The following is a 795-nucleotide window of genomic DNA, read 5'->3' as shown; positions in this document are numbered from 1 at the left end:
ATATGGTATTGCTCACGATCGGTATCTTGAAATTCATCAATCAACGCTACTGAAAAGCGCTCGCGCACCGTATTAATTAATATATTACGTGTATCTTCGTCAGACAAAGCATTCGCTACGTTCAATATCAGGTCATCAAAACTGACAGCTTGTTGCCGTTCTTTCTCTTCATTGAACCGTTTACTGATCTCCTGGAAGCTTTGCACCAAGAACACTTCGCGTGAGCCAACTGGAAGTTTTCTCAGGTGCGCTTCTACAAAATTGAAGTAGGCATGCTCTGGAGGCACTCCACCCTTCTTCACGTCTTGGCTTAAATACCCTGGAGTAAAGACTTCAAACAGATTCTTACGTTTACTGGCTTTAGGAAAGTCGAAACTTGTGAACTCGGCTTCGCACCATTCGCGAATCAAAGTGAGCCATTTATTCTTATGGTTCACGCCTTTTAGCATTGATTCAGCGACAAGTTTCTGTACTTCATCGATGCTATCTAAGGTTCGTGAGCGAAGTGTTTGATACCAATCAATTGTGGCATGGTAATGCTGCTCCCAGGCTGAAAGACCACCCTCAAGTACAGCTGGTGTGAATACATCTGGTCGTCTATTAATCAAAGGTTCAAGAGACGACATCAGTTCTGCAGGCGTCGCCCAGTTACTATAGACCTCTAGTAACAACTCTTGTGGTAGAGCAAAGACTTCCTGGCGCCAGTAATCCGCACAGACCCGCAGCAACAGAGGCTTGGTGTCTTCCATCAGGTTTTGCGGAAAAGCGACATTTAAATCTAATGCATGACGCGCC

General features: G+C 44.9%; 1 protein-coding gene. It reads right to left on the bottom strand.

The annotated features are described in order from the left end of the window. Positions 1 to 795 (bottom strand): UvrD-helicase domain-containing protein (locus A3763_RS21770; protein WP_156495247.1); only part of this gene is annotated, 795 nt, incomplete at both ends.

The organism is Oleiphilus sp. HI0128 (genome assembly GCF_001635365.1).
The sequence above is the reverse complement of the archived record's forward strand: the minus strand, read 5'-3'. Positions and strand labels throughout refer to the sequence as shown.